Annotated in this window: 21 protein-coding genes; 3 read left to right on the forward strand and 18 right to left on the reverse strand. The window is 63.4% G+C overall.

What is annotated here, in order from left to right; translation table 11 throughout:
* Nucleotides 1-22: 22 nt before the first annotated feature.
* The 11 genes from BBX50_RS17890 to BBX50_RS17940 all read right to left on the reverse strand — a co-directional run bounded on the left by BBX50_RS17890 (nt 23) and on the right by BBX50_RS17940 (nt 9,941).
* A complete protein-coding gene (locus BBX50_RS17890) occupies nt 23-955 on the reverse strand; it encodes an AraC family transcriptional regulator (protein ID WP_065776662.1) in 933 nt (310 codons plus the stop codon).
* A gap of 39 nt (nt 956-994) precedes the next feature.
* Complete coding sequence (gene pepT, locus BBX50_RS17895) at nt 995-2,227, reverse strand: peptidase T (RefSeq protein ID WP_065776663.1); 1,233 nt, start codon at nt 2,225-2,227, stop codon at nt 995-997.
* Nucleotides 2,228-2,347: 120 nt separating this feature from the next.
* On the reverse strand, nt 2,348-2,623 hold the full coding sequence (locus BBX50_RS17900; RefSeq protein WP_065776664.1) for a type II toxin-antitoxin system RelE/ParE family toxin: 276 nt from the start codon (nt 2,621-2,623) through the stop codon (nt 2,348-2,350).
* Entirely contained in the window at nt 2,623-2,883 is a 261-nt protein-coding gene (locus BBX50_RS17905; RefSeq protein WP_065776665.1) for a ribbon-helix-helix domain-containing protein, read from the reverse strand. Before BBX50_RS17905 ends, BBX50_RS17900 begins: the two co-directional genes overlap by 1 nt.
* A gap of 101 nt (nt 2,884-2,984) precedes the next feature.
* A complete protein-coding gene (hpaI, locus tag BBX50_RS17910) occupies nt 2,985-3,785 on the reverse strand; it encodes a 4-hydroxy-2-oxoheptanedioate aldolase (RefSeq protein ID WP_065776666.1) in 801 nt (266 codons plus the stop codon).
* Nucleotides 3,786-3,793: 8 nt separating this feature from the next.
* A complete protein-coding gene (hpaH, locus tag BBX50_RS17915; protein ID WP_065776667.1) occupies nt 3,794-4,597 on the reverse strand; it encodes a 2-oxo-hept-4-ene-1,7-dioate hydratase in 804 nt (267 codons plus the stop codon).
* A gap of 3 nt (nt 4,598-4,600) precedes the next feature.
* Complete coding sequence (locus BBX50_RS17920; protein WP_065776668.1) at nt 4,601-5,470, reverse strand: fumarylacetoacetate hydrolase family protein; 870 nt, start codon at nt 5,468-5,470, stop codon at nt 4,601-4,603.
* Nucleotides 5,467-6,903, reverse strand: coding sequence for a pyridoxal-dependent decarboxylase (locus BBX50_RS17925; protein WP_065776669.1), 1,437 nt, complete (start codon nt 6,901-6,903; stop codon nt 5,467-5,469). Before BBX50_RS17925 ends, BBX50_RS17920 begins: the two co-directional genes overlap by 4 nt.
* A gap of 52 nt (nt 6,904-6,955) precedes the next feature.
* Nucleotides 6,956-7,936, reverse strand: coding sequence for a 3,4-dihydroxyphenylacetate 2,3-dioxygenase (hpaD, locus tag BBX50_RS17930; RefSeq protein ID WP_065776670.1), 981 nt, complete (start codon nt 7,934-7,936; stop codon nt 6,956-6,958).
* 31 nt (nt 7,937-7,967) lie between these two features.
* Entirely contained in the window at nt 7,968-9,485 is a 1,518-nt protein-coding gene (hpaE, locus tag BBX50_RS17935; RefSeq protein WP_065776671.1) for a 5-carboxymethyl-2-hydroxymuconate semialdehyde dehydrogenase, read from the reverse strand.
* Nucleotides 9,486-9,548: 63 nt separating this feature from the next.
* Nucleotides 9,549-9,941: a 5-carboxymethyl-2-hydroxymuconate Delta-isomerase gene (locus BBX50_RS17940; RefSeq protein ID WP_065776672.1), complete on the reverse strand. Its 393-nt coding sequence runs from the start codon at nt 9,939-9,941 to the stop codon at nt 9,549-9,551.
* A gap of 108 nt (nt 9,942-10,049) precedes the next feature.
* Here BBX50_RS17940 and hpaR point away from each other — a divergent pair, with 108 nt between their 5' ends.
* A complete protein-coding gene (gene hpaR / locus BBX50_RS17945) occupies nt 10,050-10,538 on the forward strand; it encodes a homoprotocatechuate degradation operon regulator HpaR (protein WP_065776673.1) in 489 nt (162 codons plus the stop codon).
* A 20-nt stretch (nt 10,539-10,558) separates the two neighbouring features.
* Here the strand turns inward: hpaR and BBX50_RS17950 are convergent, their stop codons facing one another.
* Genes BBX50_RS17950 through BBX50_RS17975 form a run of 6 tightly spaced genes read right to left on the reverse strand, consistent with a single transcriptional unit; the run spans nt 10,559 to nt 16,917 of the window.
* On the reverse strand, nt 10,559-11,569 hold the full coding sequence (locus tag BBX50_RS17950; RefSeq protein ID WP_065776674.1) for a homoserine kinase: 1,011 nt from the start codon (nt 11,567-11,569) through the stop codon (nt 10,559-10,561).
* Between the two features lie 7 nt (nt 11,570-11,576).
* Nucleotides 11,577-12,860 (reverse strand): aspartate aminotransferase family protein, encoded by a 1,284-nt coding sequence (locus BBX50_RS17955; protein ID WP_065776675.1) that lies wholly within the window; start codon nt 12,858-12,860, stop codon nt 11,577-11,579.
* Nucleotides 12,861-12,864: 4 nt separating this feature from the next.
* A complete protein-coding gene (locus BBX50_RS17960; RefSeq protein ID WP_065776676.1) occupies nt 12,865-14,220 on the reverse strand; it encodes an aspartate aminotransferase family protein in 1,356 nt (451 codons plus the stop codon).
* A 2-nt stretch (nt 14,221-14,222) separates the two neighbouring features.
* Nucleotides 14,223-14,885, reverse strand: a complete 663-nt coding sequence (locus BBX50_RS17965; protein WP_065776677.1) for an HAD-IA family hydrolase — start codon at nt 14,883-14,885, stop codon at nt 14,223-14,225.
* Complete coding sequence (locus BBX50_RS17970; protein WP_065776678.1) at nt 14,882-16,135, reverse strand: Tm-1-like ATP-binding domain-containing protein; 1,254 nt, start codon at nt 16,133-16,135, stop codon at nt 14,882-14,884. The genes BBX50_RS17965 and BBX50_RS17970 overlap by 4 nt, the downstream gene beginning before the upstream one ends.
* On the reverse strand, nt 16,135-16,917 hold the full coding sequence (locus BBX50_RS17975) for an IclR family transcriptional regulator (RefSeq protein WP_065776679.1): 783 nt from the start codon (nt 16,915-16,917) through the stop codon (nt 16,135-16,137). The genes BBX50_RS17970 and BBX50_RS17975 overlap by 1 nt, the downstream gene beginning before the upstream one ends.
* 301 nt (nt 16,918-17,218) lie before the next feature.
* Between BBX50_RS17975 and BBX50_RS17980 the strand changes: the two genes are divergently transcribed.
* Nucleotides 17,219-18,670, forward strand: coding sequence for an APC family permease (locus tag BBX50_RS17980; RefSeq protein ID WP_065776680.1), 1,452 nt, complete (start codon nt 17,219-17,221; stop codon nt 18,668-18,670).
* 122 nt (nt 18,671-18,792) lie between these two features.
* The gene (locus tag BBX50_RS17985; RefSeq protein ID WP_065776681.1) at nt 18,793-20,271 is read left to right on the forward strand and encodes an aldehyde dehydrogenase; all 1,479 of its coding nucleotides are present in this window, start codon (nt 18,793-18,795) and stop codon (nt 20,269-20,271) included.
* Nucleotides 20,272-20,440: 169 nt separating this feature from the next.
* Here the strand turns inward: BBX50_RS17985 and BBX50_RS17990 are convergent, their stop codons facing one another.
* Entirely contained in the window at nt 20,441-21,697 is a 1,257-nt protein-coding gene (locus BBX50_RS17990) for a sensor domain-containing diguanylate cyclase (protein WP_065776682.1), read from the reverse strand.
* Nucleotides 21,698-21,852 lie beyond the last annotated feature (155 nt).

Genomic DNA, 21,852 nt, shown 5'->3' on the forward strand with positions numbered 1-21,852 from the left:
CGTTAACGCGATTCGATGCGCCTCAGGAACGGGACGTTCGTCGTTGGCTGGTCAGCCGCCGATAGGCCGATGGCGTCATCTTGTGCTGGCGCAGGAAGGTGCGGTTGAAATTGGAGATGTTGAGGTAGCCGACTTCGAAGCAGATGTCGGTGACCGGCATGTCGGTCTCTGCCAGCAGCTTGCAGGCCTGCCAGATCCTCAGCTTGTTGACGTGGTCGGTGAAGGTGTTGCCGGTGTTCTTCTTGAAGAAGCGGGAAAACGCCGTTTCGCTCATGCCGGCGCGCCTGGCGAGATCAGCAAGATGGATGTCGGTGGCGATGTTTTCGTAGATGTAGGCAAGCGCGCCGCGCAGCACGTCGAGCGATTGCTGGTCGAGTTCCGGCGCGAATTCAGGCGAGGAGAGCAGCTCGTACTCCTCGGTGTTCATGAGAAGGTCCAGAAGCTGGATGAAGAGCGAGAAGCGCGAGAGACCTTTCAAGTCTCCCATGCGCTCGATCAGCTCGGCGCCCCTGGTGCGCGCTTCTCCATGAAACACGAGGCCGCGTTCGGCACGGGCGAAAAAGGTTTCGAGTTCGGCGAATTCCGGCAAGGCGTCGGTGATCTCGCGCATCCGGTCCGGGTGGAACTGGATGACGATATCGCGCCCTTCGATGATTTCGTCGGGTTCGGTGACCGTCACCCAGTCATGCGGCAGGTTGCTGCCGATGACCGTAAGGTAGCCTGGACCGAACTGGCCGATATGATCGCCGACGAAGGCAAGGCCCGAGGCGTTGCGGATGAGATGGATCTCGATCTCCGGATGGAAGTTCCAGACATTCCGCTCCCAAGGGTAGTTGTCGAGGCGCCAGAGAAACGTCTCGTTGACGCCGGTCACGATGTGCTCGAAGGTCGGCGGGTTGGTCGCGAGCGAAGCGGGTTTGGCCGGCGCGCGCCTCGAGCTTCGCGCCGTGCTCATTGCCTGGTCTCTTTTCGCGAAATGCCGATCGTCGCCTCCCTAGGCGCGCTCCGCCCAGATCTTCGCCAGTTCGACGAGCGTCTTCACGCTCCGCTCCATATCCTGGCGGCTGACCCATTCGAGTGGCGAGTGGAAGGCATGACCGCCCGCAAAGAGATTGGCCGAGGGCAGGCCCATGAAGGAGAGCCGCGAACCATCGGTGCCACCCCGGATGCTGCCGCGCACCGGCTGCATGCCGGCGCGCTGGATCGCCTCGATGGCATTCTCGACGATCTCGGGATGGCGGTCGAGCACGACCTTCATGTTGCGATACTGCTCCTTGACCTCGAAGCTGTAGGTCGAACCGGAGTAGGACGTCATGACGTCCTTGACGATCGCTTCGAGCATGGCCTCCTTCTTGGCCAGCCCAGCCTCGTCGAAATCGCGCACGATGAAGCCGAGCTGGGCCCTATCCATGGCGCCGGTCACGCCCGTTGGATGCACGAAGCCGTCGCGGCCCTCGGTACCTTCAGGCGATACCTCGCGAGGTAGCCGGCTAATGATCGTGCCGGCGATCTTGATGGCGTTCTCCATCTTGTCCTTGGCGAAGCCGGGATGGATGGCGACGCCATGAATGATGATCTCGACACCGTCGGCGGAAAACGTCTCGTCCTCGATATGGCCGGCCGTTTCGCCGTCGACCGTATAGCAGAACTCGGCACCAAGCTTCTTCAGGTCGACCTTGTCGACGCCGCGGCCAATTTCCTCGTCGGTGGTGAACAGCAGCTTGATCGTGCCGTGCTTGATATCCGGATTGTCGATAAGCACCTGCGCAGCGGTGACGATTTCGGCAAGGCCGGCCTTGTCGTCGGCGCCGAGCAGCGTCGTGCCGTCGGTCGTGATGATGTCATTGCCGATCTGGTCGTTCAGGACCGGGTGGTCGCTGACGCGGATGACCTGCTGGGGATCGCCCTTAAGCTGGATATCGCCGCCCTGATAGTTGCTGACGATCTGCGGCCTGACGTTGGTGCCGGTGAAATCGGGTGCCGTGTCCATATGCGAGCACCAGCAGATGACCGGCACCGGCTTGTCCACATTCGAAGGGATGGTGGCGTAGACATAGCCGTTTTCGTCGAGATGCGCGTCAGAAAGGCCGATCGCCAGCAGTTCCTCGACGAGCACGCGCCCGAGGTTCTTCTGCTTCTCCGTGGAAGGCTGTGTCTTCGACTTGGCGTCGGATTGGGTGTCGATGACGACATAACGAAGGAAGCGGTCGAGAACGGTATCGGTCATGAGCGGGATCCAATGCTGGTGGGCGTGGAATCGCTATACTCCCGCGGCATGATTTCTCAAAATCGGATTTCGATCGCAATGTCGTGTCGAAGCACGTCGCTGGCCTGTTTGGCGGATGCTTCAGCGGTCTTCGCGTGTGTGCCAGATGCGCAGTATATGGATCGCCGTCTGTTGGATCTCATAGCGCATCTCGTAGTGCCCAACGAGCAGTCGGCGAACTTCGCGGGGCGCAAATTCATCCAGCCGTTCGCCGAGACGGGGCTGCTCGATCAGTCGGGTAGGGGCGGCAACGAGCGATTGGACCGTTCGGGCGGCCGCCTTTCTGTTCACCGGGGAGAGAAACTCGAAAAGGCGCGACAGATCGGACAGCGCCTTTTTCGTCCATTTCAGCTCCATCATTGCGGAACGGAAAGCGGCGTGTCGCCATCGAGGCTGTCTGCCCAGGCCTGTACGGCCTGATGATCGATGACACTTCCGGCATCGACGTCAGCCAGCGCTTCGAGCGTTAACCGGCGCCGCTCTTCCTCCTGGTCAACCCAGGCTGCAAGTGCCTGCTTGATGATCCAGCCGCGCGGTCTCTCCAGACGGGCGGCGAGCTGGTCGACCTTCTCCGCAAGCGGTAACGGGACATGTGCGGTCAGCACTTTCGTTTCCATATGCGTCTCCTGTAATCAGAATTAATCATACCGATTAATTCTGATTAAGTCGATGCCGGTTCCGATCGAGCACAATAAACGATGCCGGGTCGCGCCACCGCTCAGTAGGGTCCTGAAGCGCCGGTCTCTGCCTTGGTATTTGTGAACTCCGCAGCCAGGCGCGAGGTTGCGCCAACCAAAAGCCCCACATCGTTGCCGACGGCGACGAAGGTGGCGCCGAGCTCGAGATAGCGTCGCGCCAACGCTTGGTCGGAGGTGAGTATTCCGGCCGCCTTTCCGTGCGACTGGATGCGCTTAAGCGCCGTCTCGACCGCCGCCTGCACCTCCGGCGCGCCCGGTTTGCCGAGAAATCCCATGTCGGCGGCAAGGTCCGCCGGGCCGATGAAGACGCCGTCGACGCCGTCTGTCGCGGCGATCTCGTCGAGAGCGCCGAGGCCGGTGCGGCTTTCGATCTGCAGGAGCAGGCAGATCTCGTCATTGGCCGTCTGCAGGTAGTCCGGAATGCGGTTGAAGGCCGATGCCCGGGCAAGCGCGGCACCGACACCGCGCACACCGTGGGGCGGGTAGCGCACGGCCCGCACCAGCGCGCGGGCCTGCTCGGCACTTTCGACCATCGGCACCAGCAGCGTCTGTGCGCCGATGTCGAGGATCTGCTTGATCATCCAGGTCTCACCGGCAGGCGGGCGGACGATGGCATGGCTCGGCGAGCCTGCGAGCGCCTGAAGCTGGGCTGCCAGCAGCGGCACATCGTTTGGCGCATGTTCGGCATCGAGCAGCAGCCAGTCGAAACCGGCGCCGCCGCAGACCTCGGCCGTATAGGGATTGGCAAGCGCAAGCCAGAGCCCGATCTGCGGACGTTTCTCGGAGAGAGCTTGTTTGAACGGATTGCGCGGAGCGGGCATGAGCGGTCCTATTCGAAGAAGCAGCTGACGGTGCCGGAGGGTCCGAAATCGGCAACGATGGTATCGCCATGGCGCGCCTCGACCGGGCGGATGAAGGAGCCGGCAAGCACGATCTGCCCGGCCTGGATGCGGTCTCCGTAGAGTGACAGACGATTGGCGAGCCAGGCGATGCCGCGGGCCGGATGGTTGAGCACACCGGCGCCAAGCCCGGTCTCTTCCACCTCGGCATTGCGCGAGACGATCGCGCCCATCCAGCGCATGTCGATCGCGTCGGGCCGCATCTGCCGGCCGCCAAGCACGATGCCGGCATTGGCGGCATTGTCGGAGATGGTGTCGACGATGGTGCGCGCCTCCCTGGTTTCCGGGTCGATGCGGAGAATGCGGGTGTCGAGGATTTCGAGCGCCGGCGTCACATAGTCCGTGGCGTTGAGCACGTCGAAGACGGTGACGTTTGGACCGGCAAGCGATGCCTTCATCACGAAGGCGATCTCGGCCTCGATGCGCGGCTGAATGAAGCGGTCGCCCGGAATGCGTGCGCCGTCCTCGAACAGCATGTCGTCGAACAGCACGCCGGAATCGGGGATGTCGATGTTCAGCGCATATTGCATCGCCTTGGAGGTGAGGCCGATCTTCCACCCGATCACCCGGCGCCCCCTGGCGATCTTCTGCTTCACCCAGGCGGCCTGCACCGCATAGGCGTCGTCCATGGTCATGTCGGGGTGCTTGAGCGACAGCAGTCCGGTCTGGACGCGTTCGCGTTCGGCGGCGTCGAGTGCTGCTGCCGCCGCCTCGATCTGGGTCTTGTCGAGCATGGTTCAAGCCTCGTCGGCGACAGGGTTGATGAGGGTGCCGATGCCTTCGGCCTCGACCTCGACGATATCGCCGGGCTTCAGCCAGATTGGCGGATTGAAACGGGCGCCGGCGCCGGTCGGCGTGCCGGTGACGATGACGTCGCCGGGAACCAGCGTCGTAAAGGTCGAGACGTAGTTGATGATCTTGCGGAAGGAAAAGATCATCCGGCTGGTGCGGTCCTGCTGGCGCACCTCACCGTTCACCCGCGTTTCGAGCCCGATGTCGGCAAGCTGGCCCTCATCGGTGAAGGGGACCAGCCAGGGGCCGATCGAGCCGGTGCGATCGAAGTTCTTGCCCTGGGTGACGTTGAACTTGGCGTGGCGCACCCAGTCGCGGATTGTGCCTTCGTTTGAGAGCGACAGCGCGGCGATGTGATCGAGTGCTGACGCCTCGGGAATGCGGCGGCCGCCCTTGCCGATAACGATGACGATCTCGCCTTCATAGTCGAGCTGCGGGCTTTCCGGTGGGCGGATCAGCGGTTGCCCATGCCCGGTAAAGGAGCGCGGGAAGCGGATGAACAGCGACGGATTCGCGGGTGCCGCCTGGCCGTCCTTGTACTCTTCGTTGCGGTCGGGAAAGTTGACGCCGACGCAGATGATCTTCTCCGGTGCCGGCACCGGAATTTCGTAGCGGATGTCGTCGAGCGAGATGTCGGCCGCCATTCCGGCTGCTTCATCGGCAAGCCGGGCAAGGGCGCCGGCTTCGATCACTTCACGCAACGTCGGAAAGGCTGTTCCATGTCGAGTTGAAAGATCCACCAGGCCGTTACCGGCGACAAGACCGTAGCCGTGTCTGCCATCGGACGAAAAGCTAACAAATCGGGGATGGCTCATTTGGCGGTTTCCGTTCCATTCCGGTGTGTGTTCAGCGCGGCAGCGACTTCGGTGATGACGTCGAAGGCGGTTTCCGCATCCTCCTCCGTCATGTCGAACTGGCCGGCCTGGAAGCGGATCGCGACGCGGCCATCGACACGGGTCTGCGTCAGGTAAATGCGGCCGTCATCGTTGATCGCATTGACCAGCGCGATATTGTGGGCGTCTGCATCTCCTGATGTGCGATGGCGAAACGAAAACAGCGACAACATCGGCTTAGTGACGATCTCGAAATCCTTGTGCCCGGCCAGCCGTTCCGCCAGTTGCTCCGACCAGCGGACATGGTTGCGGATCATTGTCTGCAGACCGGAGAGCCCATGGAAGCGCAACAGGAACCAGAGTTTCAGCGCCCGGAAGCGCCGTCCGAGTGGGATCGTCCATTCGGAATAATTGATGATGCCGTCGCGGCCGTGGGTCTTCAGATATTCTGGTTGGATCGCCAGCGTTTTGACGAGATCATCCGGGCTACGGATGAAATGCGCCGAGCAGTCGAATTGCGCGCCCAGCCATTTGTGCGGATTGAAGACGACGGAGTCCGCCTTCTCGACCCCGGCCCAGAGTTCGCGGAACTCTTCGCAGATCATTGCGGCACCGGCCCAGGCGGCGTCGACATGGACGTAGAGGCCGTGCGCATGCGCGACCCGCACCACCTCGGCGATGTCGTCGCAGGCGCCGGTGCTGGTGCCGCCGGTACAGGCGATCACGCCCGCGGGCAGCAGGCCTGCCGCCTTGTCTCTGATAATGGCCGCTTCGAGCGCGCTTGCGTCCATCGCTCGGCGCGGCCCTTGCGCCGGGATGCGCACGAGGTTTTCATCGCCGATGCCGGACACCCAGATTGCCCGGTCGATCGAGGTATGAACTTGATCGGAAGAGTAGATGCGCAACTGCGGCTGGCTGGCGAGCCCTTTTTTGTTGCCCTGCCAACCAAGCGCCTTTTCGCGCATGACCAGCACGGCAGACAGCGTCGCTGAAGAGGCCGAATCCTGGATCACGCCGGAGAAGCCGTCGGGCAGGCCGATCGCCTGGCGCAGCCAGTCGATCACCTTTGTCTCAAGCTCGGTTGCAGCCGGTGAGGTCTGCCAGAGCATGCATTGCGCCGCCATGGCGGTGACGAGATATTCGGCGACGACGGAGACTGGTGCCGCATTCGCCGGGAAATAGGCGAAGAAGCGCGGATGCTGCCAATGGGTCATGCCCGGCAGGATGATCGTCTCGAAGTCCTCGAAGATCGCCTGCATGTCCTCGCCCGTCTGCGGCGGCCGCGACGGTATCTGGGCGGCAATCGCGCCCGGTGCCGTCTGTGCCCGCACTGGCCGGTCGCGCAGCGACGCGCGATAGTCCGCACCCCATTGCGCCGCCTTCAGCGACCATTCGCCGAAACTTTTCTGATCCATCTGCGTCCTCCCGCCTGCTCTCTGGCTCTACCTGATCCTTGTCGCCAAACCATCAAGGCGCGACGATCGGTTGGGCCTTCAGGATCGAGTTACGGATCTCGGCTCCGGCAAAAGTGCTGCCTTCCTCGAACCAGGATTTTGGCGCCGGTGCGCCCCAGAGCGTCTGGCGCTGCGGATCCTTCAGGTCCCATTTGATCGGTTCGAGATCCGGGTCGACCGTCTGATAGTCCGAGCAGTAGATCTCGATGCGGTGGCCGTCCGGATCGCGGACGTAGAGGAAGAAGGCGTTGGAGATGCCGTGGCGGCCGGGGCCGCGCTCGATATTGGCGAGCCACCCGGAGGTCGACATCAGGTCCAAGAGGTCGATGATGTTGAGTGGCGTCGGCACCCAGAAGGCGGTGTGATGCAGGCGCGGCCCGCGACCATTGGTAAAGGCGATGTCGTGCACGCCACCCTTGCGGTGGGTCCAGGCAGCCCAGAGGCGCCCGGTCTCCTCATCGGCGGTGTACTCCGTTACCCGGAAACCGATCTCGTTGTAGAAGGCGACCGCCTCGTCGACATTGGGCGAGAAGCAGTTGAAGTGGTCGATGCGCAGCGGCTTCACGCCGCGATAGAGGGCATACTGCTGATGGATCGGCGGCAGGCGGTCCATCTTCGAATAGAACTCGAGCGGAATGCCCTGCGGGTCGCGCGTGCGGAAAGTCCTCGCCTGGTAGGGGCGCTCGATCCACTCGACCGGCAGATCCTTTCCCTTGAAGAAATGCGCCGCCTTTTCGAGATCTTCGTCGCCATAGACCTTGAAGCCCAGGTCACGAGCCTCGGCAGTCGCCGCCTTCTTCAGAATGATGCAGTGGTGACCGCGTTCCTCCATGGCCCTGAGATAGATCGTATCCGTCGTCTCGTCGGTGACCTGCAGGCCGAGCACATCCACATAGAAGGCGCGCGATTTGGCGAGATCGGTGACCGCGAGCTCCACATGGCTCAGCCGCACGATGTTGAAGGGCGGGTAGAGGTTCGGTTTCGGCAAGGGCATTGAGTCTCCTCCAGATGTTCTGCCAGCGCGCTCAGCCGCCGAGCTTGGCGATCGCATGCGCCGAGCTGGCAAAGGCGATGTTCTTGGTTTCCATGTAAAAATCGAACGACCAGTCGCCACCGTCGCGGCCGATACCCGAGCTTTTGACGCCGCCAAAAGGTGTCGGCAGGTGGCGCACGTTCTCCGAATTCACCCAGATCATCCCGGCTTCGAGATGATCGGTAAAGCGGAAGGCGCGGGTGACGTCAGAGGTCCAGAGATAGCCGGTCAGGCCATATTGTACGTCGTTGGCAAGCGCCAAGGCATCCGCCTCGTCCTTGAACGGAATGGCGGTCAGCACCGGCCCGAAGATTTCCTCCTGAGCGATGCGCATGCCATTGTTGGCACCCGTGAACAGCGTCGGGGTGACGTAGCAGCCACCACCAGGACCAGCGAACTTCTCGCCGCCGGCAGCAACGGTAGCACCTTCCTCGCGGCCGATGCGGATATAGTCGAGCACCTTCTTCTCGTGCACCGGATGGATCAGCGGACCGACAACGGTTTCCGGGTCGAGCGGGTGGCCGACCTTGATGCGCTTCGCCTTTTCGGCAACGAGCGCGGTGAAGCGATCATAGATGCTCTCCTCGACCAGCAGCCGCGAGGACGAGGTACAGCGCTCGCCGTTCAGCGAATAGATCATGAAGACCGCCGCATCGGCGGCGCGCTCGAGATCGGCATCGGCAAAGACGATGACCGGGTTCTTGCCGCCGAGTTCGAAATGCACACGCTTCAGCGTTTCGGCACCCTGCCTCATGATCATCGAGCCCGTGCGGCTTTCGCCGACGAAGCCGATCGCCTTGATATCGGGGTGTTCCGTCAGCGCCCGGCCGGCATCCTCGCCGAAGCCGTTGACGAGGTTCCAGACACCTTTCGGCAGCCCCGCTTCCTCGGCGATCTCCACCAGCAGTCGCGCCGTCAGCGGCGAAAATTCGGCGGGCTTGTGGACGACGGTGCAGCCGGCCGCAAGCGCTGGCGCAATCTTCCAGGTCGACAGCATGAACGGCGTGTTCCAGGGAGTGATGATGCCGACCGGGCCGATCGGTACGCGCGTGGTCATGTTGATCTGGTTGCCGCCGCGCAGCACCTTGCCGTCGCGCGCTTCTGGCGCCCGGTCGGCGAAGAAACGGAAGTTTTCAGCACCGCGCAGCGCCGCCTTGGCCATGAACTTCAACGACTGTCCGGTGTCCATGCACTCGACGAAGGCGATCTCCTCGGCGCGTGCGACGATCGCGTCGGCGATTCTGTGCAGCAGCTTCTTGCGCGTCTCGCCGGGCATCGCGCCCCATTCGGCGAAGGCAGCCTTTGCCGCCTTGGCCGCGCGGTCGATGTCCGCAGCCTTGCCGCGCGCAATCTTGGCAAGCGGCTTCAGGTCGACAGGCGAGATCGTCTCGAAGGTTTCGCCGTCAAGCGCGGGAACGGCTTCGCCGTTGATATGGTTGAGCACGCCTTCGCTGCGGAAGCGAGCGAGATAGCGTTCCGCCTTGGCGAGGTTTTCATCGAGCTTGGACATGGTGTTCTCCGATGCTGGCACAGACTTGCGTCGCGCGCTGCTGTCTTTGGGGAGGGGCCGCGCTCAGCCTTTGTTGGCGCGCAGCCGGGGGTGAATGGCGTTTTTCTTCCAGCTCAGCTCCGGATCGATCTCGCGGATCTCCAGACTGAGGGCGAAATGCGGTGTGACGAAAAGCTGCGAAAGCTCATCGCTTGCGGCTTTGAAGATCGCGTCTCCGGTCGCCTTCTTCTCAGCCTCGGTGCGGCCGCGGCCAATGCGGAAGGACATGTCGATGAAGCCGTTCTCCGGCAAAAGGTCCGCGATCGCATAGTTGCTGCAACGGATCGTGCGCACCCTGACGGCGCCGAGTTCGAAGAGGCCGGTGCCGAGGATGGTCTCGTGCATCGTGCGGCACAGCTTTGCAAAGTCGACGCGGTCGTCGAGATTGCCAGAATATTCGATTGTCAGATGCGGCATCTTTCCTCCCGATGCGCTCTCATATATTTAACACGTTAACAAAATTGTCGGCGGTGTCAAGCAACTCGCTTTCAGCACTTGAGCCTGCCAATTGCAGAACGATAAAAAATGTCCGATAGAACGCCCATGAGCCGCGAGAAAACCCCTGCTGACCTTGGCCACGACGCCCTGTTGCCGCACAATACGCGCCGATCGCTGCCGATTGCCCTGTTGCGGGCACGCGAAGCGGTCATGGCCCATTTCCGCCCGATGTTGGCGCGCCATGACATCACCGAGCAGCAATGGCGGGTGATCCGTATCCTTGCAGAGGCAGGTCGGGTCGATGCGTCCGAGATGGCCGACAAGGCGTTCATCCTGGCGCCGAGCCTGACGCGCATCATCCGTTCGCTCGAAGAGCGCGGCCTGATCACCAAGCACAAGGACGCCGACGACGGCCGGCGTGTGCTCTTGGAAATTGCGCCCGAGGGCATGCGGGTGATCGCAGATGTCAGCCCGGAAAGCCGGGCGATCTACGAGGAACTCGAGACCCGTTACGGCCGCGAGCGGGTCGAGGTCCTGCTCGACATGCTGGACGAACTCGCGGGCCTCAACGACTGAGCGTTTCTGGCTCCCGGTCATCATGTGAAGCCCAGCTCGTTGGCAAGCGCCAGCGTCTCGTCGGCGTAGCGCAGGACGCGCTCGCCGGACCCCGGCAGTTCCGGCCGAGCGGCGAACCAGCCGATGTAAGTGAGGCTGCGAAGCACGAGAAACAGCGGCAGGCTGGAGAGTGCTGCATCGGTAAGGGCGCGCCGGCTGCGATAGCCGGCAATCAGGGCGGCCGCGATGGTTTCATAGGCCGGTTCGCGCCGGTTCTTCAAAAGGGCGGTGGCGATGTCGAAGAGGCGAAAACCGTGGCCCGCGTCGTCGAAATCGATAAAAGTGACGCCCCGCTCGTCGACGAGCACATTCTCGCGAACGAGGTCCGCATGGATAAGCCCGAAATCCTTAGCCGGAGTCGGCAGCGTCGCCAGGTGCTGCCTGAGATCATGACGCAGTGCCGAAAGCGCTGTTGCTTGCGCAGGCGGCAAAACCGCGCAATCCCAGAAGCGCCCCCACAATGGCCGAGACCCGAGGAGGCCTTCCCCGTCCCAGGCGGCGCGCCAGAAGCCGTCGGGCGGCGTCCAGCGATCGGCAAGATTGTGCATCTCGGCCATGGATGCGCCGAGCTCCGAAAATATCCTGACGAGTCTTTGAGGCGCGAGGGACAGCGGTTTGCCGCTTTCGCCGAGCGGTTCTCCATCCATCCAGTTGATGACATCGGCGTGCTGCGTGCCAAATTCTCCTTCCGCCGGCAGGGCGACAAGCAGCCGTCCGTCCTCGGTGGAGATCGGCTGCGGCACTGCAAGACCGCCATTGTTGAGCGCCGCCATCCACAGCAGTTCCGAATGCAGTGCTTCGGCGCTGTGGTAGCCCGCGCGGTGAAGTCGCAGCGCCGCCGGGCGACCATCCGCCAGGTGGACGCGAAACACCGCGTTCTCGCGGTACTTCAGCAGTTCCGGCTTTTGGTCGGTGACGCCCCAACAGGCGAGCGCTTGTCGTGCGCGTTCGTCAAGCGCGTCACGAAAGGGTTTTGGCAGGTTCGCCGACATCGACCGCTCACAGACCCGCAAGCACGTCGTCGAGCGTCGACAGCATGAAATCGGCATTGTCGCGGGTAAACGGCATCGGCGGGCGGATCTTCGTGGTGCACTGGTGGATACCGAGCTTACCCATCAGCACGCCGCGGTCGCGCATGTCGTTGATCACCTTGGTCGCGAGCGCGCTCGCCGGCGTCTTCTCGTGGCGGTCAGTGACGAGTTCCGCGCCGAAGAACAGACCGCTGCCCCTGATGTCGCCGATTACCCCGTGTTTCTCCGCGAGCCGAGCGAGACCGGCCTTGGCATAGGCGCCGACATTGGCGGCGTTCTCGATCAGCTTTTCGTCTTCGATCACGTCGAGCACCGCCATCGCTGCGGCGCAGGAGACCGGATTGCCGCCGAAGGTGTTGAAGTAACGGAACGCCTTGCGGAAGGCGTTCAGCGTGTCAGCACCCGCCACCACGCCGCCGATCGGGTGGCCGTTGCCCATCGGCTTTCCAAGCGTGACGATATCGGGAACGATGCCCGCTTTCTGATGTCCCCACATATGCCCGCCCGTCCGGCCGAAACCCGGCTGGACTTCGTCGGCGATGACGAGGCCGCCCGCTCTTCTGACCGCGGCGACGGCGCCGGCGAGAAAGCCGGAGGGCAGCTCCGGAAATCCTTCGTTGGCGAAGAACGGGTCGATGATCAGCGCCGAGAAACCGTGGGGGCTTTGCTGCAGGGAGGCGATCGCTTCTTCCACCTTGGCGGTGAAGGCGGCGGCAAAGGTATCACCTGGCTCGCCGCCGAGCGGCCGGTAGCTGTCGGGCGCCGGCACGTGGCGGACATGGCCGCCGAAGCCGCCGACCGGCGGCATGCGGGTCGAAAGCTGCGATACGGCCGCGGTGTTGCCGTGATAGGTGTGATCGGTGGCGATCACCCCGGTCCTGCCGGTCACGGCCTGGGCCATGCGCAGCGCCACGTCATTGGCCTCGCTTCCCGTGCAGGTCAGGATCGCGGTGTCGAGGCTTTCGTCGAAGGTCGCCGTCAGCCGCTCGACATAGTCGAGAATGCCTTCGTGCAGATAGCGCGTGTGGGTGTTGAGCATCGATGCCTGCCGGGCGATCGCCTCGGTCACCCGCGGATGGCAATGGCCGACATGCGGCACATTGTTGTAGCAGTCGAGATAGCGGCGGCCGTCGGCGTCGAAGAGCCAGATGCCTTCACCGCGCACGAGATGCACCGGTTCCTCGTAGAAGAGCGACATGTTGCGCCCGAGCAGCCGCTCGCGGCGCGCTATCAGATCCGCGTTGTCGGCCATGCTATCATCCCCGCGCCGCAGTGAGGCCGGCGTCGAGGGCCGTCAGAATGCGGGTGACGTCGCTGGCGGTGATGACCAGTGGCGGCGACAGGATGACGTTGGCACCTGAGGTCCTGACCATGACGCCGGCGTCATAGGTCGCGTCCTGGATTTTCTGCACAACATCCTTCGCGGCACCCGTCTTCTTCTCCCGATTGGAGACGAGCTCGATCGCGCACATCAGCCCCTTGCCGCGCACGTCGCCGATCAATTCGTGCCGGTCCTTAAGCGCTTCGAGACCGGCGATCAGTTCCTTGCCGCGCGCGCCGGCATTGGCCGCCACGTTCTGCTTGCGGGTTTCCTTCAATGTCGCGAGCGCTGCCGCCGCGCCGACCGGGTGGCCGGAGTAAGTGTAGCCATGGCCGATCGATCCAGCCGCGGTGCGGTTGCTCTCGAACACTTCCGCTACCTTGTCGGCGATCATCACGGCGCCGAAGGGATAGTAGCCGTTGGTGATCGCCTTGGCGGTCGACATGAAATCCGGCTTCACGCCAAAGAGACGCGAGCCGGTCCAGGCGCCGGTGCGGCCGAAGGCGGTGATCACCTCGTCGGCGATCAGGAGAATGCCGTGCCGGTCGCAGATATCGCGCATCAGCGGCATGAAGGTCTCGTGCGGCACGATGACGCCGCCGGCGCCAAGCACCGGCTCCATGATCAGCGCCGCGATCGTGTCGGCCCCCTGGAAAGCGATCTCGTCTTCGAAGAGCCGGGCGATCGCCTTGGCGACAACCGCGCCATCGGTCGTGTCGGACGGGTTGCGATAGGTGTAGGGCGCCGGCAGATGAAAGACGCCGGGCAGCAAGGGCTCATAGTTGCGCCGGAAATTGGCGTTGCCATTGACCGAGGCGCCGCCGAAATGGGTGCCGTGGTAGCCCTTCTTCAGCGCGACGAACTTGGTGCGCTCTGGCTGGCCGTTGAGCTTGTGGTACTGGCGGGCGAGCCGCAGGCAGGTCTCGACGGAATCCGAGCCACCCGAAGTGAAGAACGAGCGGGTGAGCCCATCCTCGCGGAACCATTCGGCGAGCTCGTAGGAAAGCTCGATCAGCGGCGAATTGGTGGTGCCGCGAAAGGTCGAATAATAGGGCAGCTCGTCGAGCTGGCGGCGGATCGCCTCCTTCACCGGTTCGCAGGAATAGCCGAGATTGACGTTCCAGAGGCCGCCGACCGCATCGAGCACCTTTTTGCCGTGGATATCGACGATCTCGACGCCTTCGCCGGCATTGATGATGCGCGGCGGCGTCGCCTGCATCTCGGCCGGGTGCGCCATCGGATGCCAGAGATGGCGGGCATTGTTCTCGATGAGGAAATTGGTTTCGCGCATGGTCATGCTCCTGTCAGTTCGAGGCCGAGCATCTGAAGCGCTCGGGCATAGCTCTCAGTGGGGCGGGTGACGTCGAAGTGGACGTGAGGCAGACCGACCGCCCGCGCACCCTCGATGTTCTTCAATTGGTCATCCACGAAGACGCAGGCTTCGCGCGGCAGGGAAAGCTGGCTAAGCACCAGCTCGTAGGCGCGCGGATCGGGCTTGAGGATGTTGGTGTAGGTGGCGTCGACGATCGTCTCGAAGAGCTCGATCAGCGGGAAGCGCTCGCGAAATGCGACGCCGTAGAAGAGGTCGAGTTCGTTGGAGAGGATCGCAAGCCGGATGCCGGCTTTGTGGGCCGTGAGGATCGCCTCGCGTGCTTCGGGGCGGAGCACGAGTTCCGGTTCTGCCCCGCGCGCCCGCTGCACGAAGGTCTTCATGTCCGTCCAGTCTTCGCCAAGCAACCGTCCGACCTCGCGCGTGCGCTCCGTCCAATAGTCGCGCTCGGTGATCTCGCGCCGTTGCATGGCGGCCCAGAGCGGATCGGTGGCGGGATCGAAGGGACCGCGCCAGGTGAGCGTGCCGGGCGAAAGCCCGAGCGCCCGCTCGGTGATGTCGTGGGTTTCAAACAGCGTACGGGTGACGACGCCGCCGAAATCGAGGATCAGCGCTCTCTCGCTCATGGCCTGCCCTCGGCCACGATGCCGCGCGCCACCCAGTCGTCGAAGATCGCCAGCGCTGTTTTCGAGAATTCCGGCGCGTTGATGTGGCTGTCGACTTCGTGCAGGGCGACGCCCGAGGGGATCGCCCGGCGCATCTCGTCGATGAAGGCGTCGTGCGCTTCCGGTTCGTAGAGCGGCTCGTCGGGCTGGTCCCACTCCTGGATACCCCTAAGCGGCAGGATGAAGGCGACCTCAGTGCCGGTGCCGGCAAGCTTGTCGCCGATGACGCGGGCGATCTCGCGCCGCCCTTCGGCAGAAGTGGTCACCGAGCCGAGCAGCCGGTTATGGGCATGATAGGGGCGTCCGGCAAAGGCTTCTGGGACTGGTTGCCATGCCGGCAGGTCGACCATGTCGACGGCGCCGGGCGCGACGATCTGCGGGATGCCGGATCGTCCGGCATTCTCCAGCCGGTCCGGGCCTGAGGTGACCACGGTGCCGTGATGATGATTGCTGACCTCCTGGATGCAGAAGTCGAAGACCGCGGTGAAGCCCTTCTCAGCCGCGATCGCCTCGAAGGCGCGCCCGCCCATGCCGGTCGCGTGGAAGACGGCGACGTCGTAGCCGCGGCGTTCGAGTTCGGGCTTCAGGTGTTTCATGTATTTGAGGCAGCTCGATCCGAGTGACGTCATGCCGATCAGCGGCCGCGAGGCGTCCGGCTTGGTGCCGAAGCGGGCGGCACCGACGACCGCGCCGCAGGCCTGGGAGAGTACCGAGCGGCAGATACCGTTGAGGCCGTAGAGCCCGCCGGCCCAGAGGATCATCATCAGGTCGGGCGCGATCCGTTCCGGCGGCAGCAGGTGCGAATAGGCGATGGTCGAGACGATGAATTTCGGCACGCCGAGCGGCAGGGCGGCGGCGACGTCGAGTGCAAGATCGGTGCCCATGGAGCCGCCGAGAATGATGACGCCATCGGCTTGGCCGGCTTCGTAGAGGGAGCGGGTGAGGGCGGCGGCACCCCTTGCCATCAGCGCCATGGCGCTGTGTTCGTCGCCGCTGGCAGTGATTGCCGCGATGCTGACGCCAGCGGCCTCGGCGATGTCGTGACGGGAGTATTCAGGCACATAGGGCGGATCGCCGAGAATACTGACATCCATCATCACAGGCAGGCCGCCGGCTTCGCGGATGACGGACGCCATGAACTGGAGTTCGTCGCATTTGGTATCTCCCGTACCCACCACGAGGATATTGGGGAGACGGTTCATTGCATTCATCAGCCGGCCCTCCTTGCCAGCGGATCGGCAGCAACCTGCTCCAACCCGAAGAGTCTTTCGGAAATGCGTCTCGCCGCTGCCATCGCGGCGCGGCCCATCTGATCCACCGTTTCTTTTTCCGCGCGCGTCGCCGGGGCTGCGACAGCGATCGCGCCGACCGGGGTGCTGCCTGGCGCGCGGATCGGCGCAGCAACGCTGACGACGCCGGTTTCGAGGCCGTGATGACAGATCGAGTAGCCACGCCGGAGCGTCTCGCCGAGGGTCTGGCGGAGCGTCACCGGGTCGGTCAACGTCTGGTCGGTGAAGGCCTTGAGCGGCGCCGAGAGGGCCTCGTCGATCTCTCTTGCTTGGCTAAAGGCGAGAAAGGCGAGGCCGGATGCCGTCGCGTGGAAGGGCAGGATGCTGCCGACATCGACGATGACCCGGTGCGCCCTTTGCGAGTCCTCCACATGAACAGTCGAAAGGCGACCGGCTGCGTGCTCGGAGAGGTGCACGGTTTCTCCGGTCAGGTTTGCAAGCTCCCTGGCGAAGGGCGTCGCGACGCTCAGATAGGGAAAACGCGCCTCGCGAATGCGGGCAAGCCGCACCGGCGCGCCACCGAGGCGATAACGCCGCGTCTCCACGTCCTGCTCGACGAAACCGTGCTTTTCCAGTTCGACGAGAAAACGCCGGGCTGTCGCCTTGTCGAGCGCGCAATGCCTGGCAATGTCGCTCAAGCCTGCTTCCTTTTCCAGGCGCGAGATCGCGTCAAGCAAGGTCAGGGCCTTACCGATGGTGCTCATCCATTCCTCCGTCGTTGAGCGCCCTTGCAAGTCATCTCTGCCTGTTCCCGTTTACGGGGCGGTGCGTCCGCCCTCGTCGTCGTCTTTGGTTGAGATACTTAACATGCGAAATAACTTGACAGGGCCGAACGCTTTTTGCAAGTCTATATTTGAAGCTAAGGTTCATATATTGAACCGAAAGACTTGCGCGGCCAAGACAAAAACAAATCCCCGCGCCTCAAGTCCGCTTCTGGGAGCTGCCGCCGGAGAGAAGGACCGGAGGCGAAAAGGCCTTAGCGCCAGCAAGGGGAGCTAGAAGACCATGACCAATCCATCCTCGCCCGCGACCGGGGCGAACCAATTGCGCAAGAACGCCCTTGGCGTCGGTGCAGTCACCTTTCTCGTCGTTTCCGCCGCCGCGCCGCTGACGGCGGTCGCCGGCGGCGTTCCGCTGTCGATGATGCTTGGCAACGGCGCCGGTATTCCCGGCACCTTCCTGCTCGTCACATTGATCCTGCTGCTGTTTTCCATCGGCTACGTCGCCATGGCGCGGCACATCCGCAATGCCGGCGCCTTTTATGCCTATACGGCCCAGGGTCTCGGCGGACTGATGGGCGGTGCGGCCGCAATGATCGCGATCCTTGCCTACAACGCCATGCAGATCGGCGTCTTCGGCCTGTTCGGTGCGGCGACGGCCGGGCTTTTCGCCGGCTTAGGAATTGATCTGCCCTGGTGGGTCTGGACCTTCATCGGCATTGCCGCCGTCGGCGTGCTCGGCTATCGCCGCGTCGACCTCTCGGCCAAGGTGCTGACCGTTCTCGTCATCCTCGAATATCTCGTCGTGCTCGTCATCGACGTCGCAATCCTCGCCAAGGGCGGCGACAGCGGGCTGACGATGACGTCGTTCACGCCTTCGGCCGTTCTTTCCGGCTCGCCGTCGATCGGCATTCTCTTCTGCTTTGCCGCCTTCATCGGCTTCGAGGCGACGACGATCTACAGCGAAGAGGCCCGCGATCCGGCACGGACGGTGCCGCGTGCAACCTATATCTCCGTGCTGATCATCGGCGTCTTCTACATGTTCACCTCCTGGCTGATGGTGAACGCCGCCGGTGCCGACAAGCTGGTGCCGGAACTGCAGGGCCTTGCCGATCCGACCACATTCCTCTTCGGCCTTGCCGAGCGTTATGCCGGCGGTTGGCTGCCGCCGCTGATGAACGTGCTCTTCGTCACCAGCCTGTTTGCCGGCGTACTGGCGTTCCACAACGGCGTCGCCCGTTACCTCTACGTCGCTGGCCGCGAGCGGCTGCTGCCGGCCTCGATTGGCGTCACCCATCCGCTCTACCACAGCCCGCATGTCGGCTCGCTGATCCAGACGGTCATTGCCGTTCTCGTCGTGGCGCTGTTTGCGGCAACGGGTCAGGACCCGGTGCTGGCGCTGTTTTCGTGGCTGACCAATGTCGGCACGCTTGCGGTCATGACGCTGATGGCGTTTACCGCCTTTGCCATCGTCGCCTTCTTCAACCGCAATACCGGGCTTGAACGGAACCCGCTGGTGACCAAGGTCATTCCCGTCGTCACCGGCCTGATCCTCGTTGCCGTCATCATCGCGATTGCGGTCAATTTCGGCGATCTCGCCGGCGCCACCGGTATTCTCGCCGTAATCCTGCCCGGTCTGGTCGTGATTTTCGGCCTCATCGGTCTCGTATTGGCGGCGTCGTTGAAATCGGGCAATCCGATCGAGTTCGCCCGCCTCGGTGCCGGCCAGGAAATCTGATCGCAGGCTTGCCGTTCCAGAGAATTCGCGAAACGGATTTCCGTCCGGAACGGCATAATCTTCTAGAAGCCAGGGATGGCGGGCTCGCCGCCGTCTCTATAAGTCAACCAGGACCGGACATCATGCAGGACAAGATCGATCAATTGCGAAACCTCCCCGTCGCGGGGCAGAAGCTGTTCATCGGCGGCCGCTGGCAGGAAAGTCTGTCCGGCCAATCCCTCGCTGTCGTCTCACCGATCGACGGGAAGCATCTGACGACGATTGCCGACGCGGTAGCCAGCGATGTCGATGCGGCCGTCCGTGCCGCCCGCGCCGCCTTCGAAAAGGGAAGCTGGTCGAAAGCCGCACCGGCGGCCCGCAAGAAGGTGCTGACGCGCATTGCCGAAATCATCGAAGCGCAGGCGTTGGAGCTGGCCGTTCTGGGCGTGCGCGACAATGGCACCGAAATTTCGATGGCGCTGAAGGCCGAGCCGGGCAGCGCGGCCGGCACCTTCCGCTACTATGCCGAGGCACTCGACAAGGTTTATGGCGAGATCGCGCCGACCGCCGAAAACATCCTTGGCCTCGTGCACCGCGAGCCGATCGGTGTGGTCGCGGCGATCGTTCCCTGGAATTTCCCGCTGATGATCGGCGCCTGGAAGATCGCGCCGGCGCTCGCCGCTGGAAACTCGGTCGTGCTCAAGCCTGCCGAAGGCGCCTCGCTCAGCCTGCTGCGGCTCGCCGAAATCTGTGCCGAGGCCGGCCTGCCGGAGGGCGTCTTGAACGTCGTCACCGGCCGAGGCGTCACGACTGGAGAAGCGATCGGCCTGCATGGCGATATCGATGTCCTTGCCTTCACCGGTTCGGGCGGCGTCGGCCGCCGACTGCTCGAGTACTCTGCGCGCTCGAACCTGAAGCGCGTCTATCTCGAACTCGGCGGCAAGTCGCCGAACGTCGTCTTTGCCGATGCACCGGATCTCGATCAGGCGGCGCGCATCTCCGCCTACGGCATCTTCCGCAATTCCGGCCAGGTCTGCGTCGCCGGTTCAAGGCTGCTGGTCGAGCGCTCCATCCATGAGACCTTTGCCGAGAAAGTGGCGGCGATCGCGGCGTCGATGAAGGTCGGCGATCCGCTGCTGCTTGCGACCGAGGCGGGCGCTATTTCGAGCGAGGCCCAGCTCCAAAAGAACCTCGATTTCGTTCGCGACGCCGAGAGCGAAGGCGCGCGCCTGCGCTGGGGCGGCAAGCGTATCCTTGCTGAAACCGGCGGCTGTTACATGCAGCCGACCGTCTTCGATGTTCAACCGGATATGAAGCTGGCGAAGGAAGAGGTCTTCGGACCGGTGCTGGCGGTCATCCCCTTCGACGACGAGGCAGATGCTCTCCGGATCGCCAATGCAACGGACTACGGACTGGCGTCGGCCGTCTGGACCGCGAACCTGTCACGGGCGCACCGGATGGTGCGCGGCATTCGCGCCGGCGTCGTGCACGTCAACACCTATGGCGGCGCCGACAACACGGTGCCGCTTGGCGGTGTCAGGCAGTCCGGCAACGGCCACGACAAGTCGCTGCACGCGCTCGACAAATATACCGACCTGAAGACCGCCTGGATCCAGCTCTGACCCCAAGGTCTGACCTCAAGGGAGGCAAAGCAGCGTCGCTGCAGAGCCGGGTGAACAGCTCGTCCGGTTCGGCGCCGGCCGGGTGGTCCATCGTTGCCCGCAAAGCCCATTGCGGCTGCTGGGGAAAGCGACGCCGTCGCCGGTGGCCGCAAGGAGGGCAGCCTGTTCTCTATCCGAAGGCGAGTTCGAGGTTTTGCCGGTCCCGGGCCACCACGCGGCATTTGGTTTCGAGTCCGTCGCCGGCAACGATCAGCACGAGTTCCGGCGGAATACCCGACGAGTTTGAAACCGTGACCGCTGCACCATCGGCCCCAAGGGACCTGATCGTGCAATCGATCCTTGAGTGACGGTCGCCATAAAGAATGGTGCCGGCCTTCAGGACACGCTCACGAGGCCCCGTCTGATAGCCGGCGTCGAGGCTACACCAATCAACGCAGCGGTTTCTGCCGGCAGCCTTGGCGAGATACATCGCCGCGTCCGCCTGAGCGAGCAAAGTGCCGATATCCCTGCTCTTGGGTGAAAGCGCCGCGGTGCCGAAGCTCGCAGTCACCGCGAGTTGGCCGAAGTCACCATGGATTGTTTGCGCGGCGATCGCTGCCCGCAGCTTTTCTGCCGCAGCCAGCGCGCCTTTCGCGTCGACATGCGGCAGCATGATCGCGAATTCTTCGCCGCCGAGCCGCCCGAACAGGTCACTTGCCCGGAGGTTGACTTGGCAGATGGTCGCTACAGCCTTCAGGACTTCGTCTCCCGCCGCGTGGCCGTGCGTGTCGTTGACCCGTTTGAAATGGTCGACGTCGAGCACGATGCAGGAGAGATCATGCTGGTGCCGCACGGCGAGCGAGATCAACTTGTCTGCCTCGTCGCGGAAAGCACGCCGCGTTAGCGCACCGGTGAGCCCATCCGTTGCGGCAGAGCGGAGCAGATCGATCCGGTCCATCGCCACGCCCGCCAATTCGCTCAGGATCGCGAGATCTGTGTCAGCAAAGTGTCTCGGCGCACGATCAATCGCACACACGGTTCCGACCGTGTGCCCATCCTTCGTCTTAAGCGGAACGCCAGCGTAGAACCGAATGTGTTCCGCGCCCGTGACGGCCGGGTGCCGCGAAAATCGCGGGTCTTTCGTGGCATCGTTGACGATAAGGGGTTCCTCGGAAGTGATGACATATCGGCAGAACGTGTCCTCACGAGGAACCTCCTCGAACGAGAGCCCGGAGCAGGCCTTGTACCATTGGCGGTGCGCGTCGACCAAAGAGACGATGCCGATGTCGATGGCGAAGACCTGCCGTATCAGCCGCACGACGCGGTCAAGGCCGTCATCCCTTGGCGTGTCGAGAATGTCGAGGTGTCCGAGTGCCAGGAGGCGATCGAATTCCCTGCCTTGCATGTCTGCCGTCGTCGGCCGCCCGCCCCGCTCAGCAACCACCATTCCGTTTTCCTCTCTCATTGCGCGCCAAGCAAATAGAGCGCTTTACGAAAAAAACAAAAGGCACTGGACAGCACGTGGATGTGGATTGCGTCGGCTCTGTGGCGAAACCTTCGTCAATGGGCCGTGTTCGTATAGGCGGGCGAGACCCCGCCTAT

This window comes from Ensifer sp. LC11, assembly GCF_001695835.1.
GTDB lineage: Bacteria > Pseudomonadota > Alphaproteobacteria > Rhizobiales > Rhizobiaceae > Ensifer.

Coding starts and splice junctions, on each gene's coding strand:
- BBX50_RS17905 (WP_065776665.1), bottom strand. CDS start 2,883: ATGGAAACGAAAGTGCTGACCGCACATGTCCCGTTACCGCTTGCGGAG.
- BBX50_RS17990 (WP_065776682.1), bottom strand. CDS start 21,697: ATGGTGGTTGCTGAGCGGGGCGGGCGGCCGACGACGGCAGACATGCAA.
- BBX50_RS17965 (WP_065776677.1), bottom strand. CDS start 14,885: ATGAGCGAGAGAGCGCTGATCCTCGATTTCGGCGGCGTCGTCACCCGT.
- BBX50_RS17975 (WP_065776679.1), bottom strand. CDS start 16,917: ATGAGCACCATCGGTAAGGCCCTGACCTTGCTTGACGCGATCTCGCGC.
- BBX50_RS17920 (WP_065776668.1), bottom strand. CDS start 5,470: ATGAGCCATCCCCGATTTGTTAGCTTTTCGTCCGATGGCAGACACGGC.
- BBX50_RS17985 (WP_065776681.1), top strand. CDS start 18,793: ATGCAGGACAAGATCGATCAATTGCGAAACCTCCCCGTCGCGGGGCAG.
- hpaE (WP_065776671.1), bottom strand. CDS start 9,485: ATGTCCAAGCTCGATGAAAACCTCGCCAAGGCGGAACGCTATCTCGCT.
- BBX50_RS17900 (WP_065776664.1), bottom strand. CDS start 2,623: ATGGAGCTGAAATGGACGAAAAAGGCGCTGTCCGATCTGTCGCGCCTT.
- BBX50_RS17940 (WP_065776672.1), bottom strand. CDS start 9,941: ATGCCGCATCTGACAATCGAATATTCTGGCAATCTCGACGACCGCGTC.
- hpaI (WP_065776666.1), bottom strand. CDS start 3,785: ATGCCCGCTCCGCGCAATCCGTTCAAACAAGCTCTCTCCGAGAAACGT.
- pepT (WP_065776663.1), bottom strand. CDS start 2,227: ATGACCGATACCGTTCTCGACCGCTTCCTTCGTTATGTCGTCATCGAC.
- BBX50_RS17980 (WP_065776680.1), top strand. CDS start 17,219: ATGACCAATCCATCCTCGCCCGCGACCGGGGCGAACCAATTGCGCAAG.
- BBX50_RS17925 (WP_065776669.1), bottom strand. CDS start 6,903: ATGGATCAGAAAAGTTTCGGCGAATGGTCGCTGAAGGCGGCGCAATGG.
- BBX50_RS17960 (WP_065776676.1), bottom strand. CDS start 14,220: ATGCGCGAAACCAATTTCCTCATCGAGAACAATGCCCGCCATCTCTGG.
- BBX50_RS17890 (WP_065776662.1), bottom strand. CDS start 955: ATGAGCACGGCGCGAAGCTCGAGGCGCGCGCCGGCCAAACCCGCTTCG.
- BBX50_RS17950 (WP_065776674.1), bottom strand. CDS start 11,569: ATGTCGGCGAACCTGCCAAAACCCTTTCGTGACGCGCTTGACGAACGC.
- hpaR (WP_065776673.1), top strand. CDS start 10,050: ATGTCCGATAGAACGCCCATGAGCCGCGAGAAAACCCCTGCTGACCTT.
- hpaD (WP_065776670.1), bottom strand. CDS start 7,936: ATGCCCTTGCCGAAACCGAACCTCTACCCGCCCTTCAACATCGTGCGG.
- hpaH (WP_065776667.1), bottom strand. CDS start 4,597: ATGCTCGACAAGACCCAGATCGAGGCGGCGGCAGCAGCACTCGACGCC.
- BBX50_RS17955 (WP_065776675.1), bottom strand. CDS start 12,860: ATGGCCGACAACGCGGATCTGATAGCGCGCCGCGAGCGGCTGCTCGGG.
- BBX50_RS17970 (WP_065776678.1), bottom strand. CDS start 16,135: ATGAATGCAATGAACCGTCTCCCCAATATCCTCGTGGTGGGTACGGGA.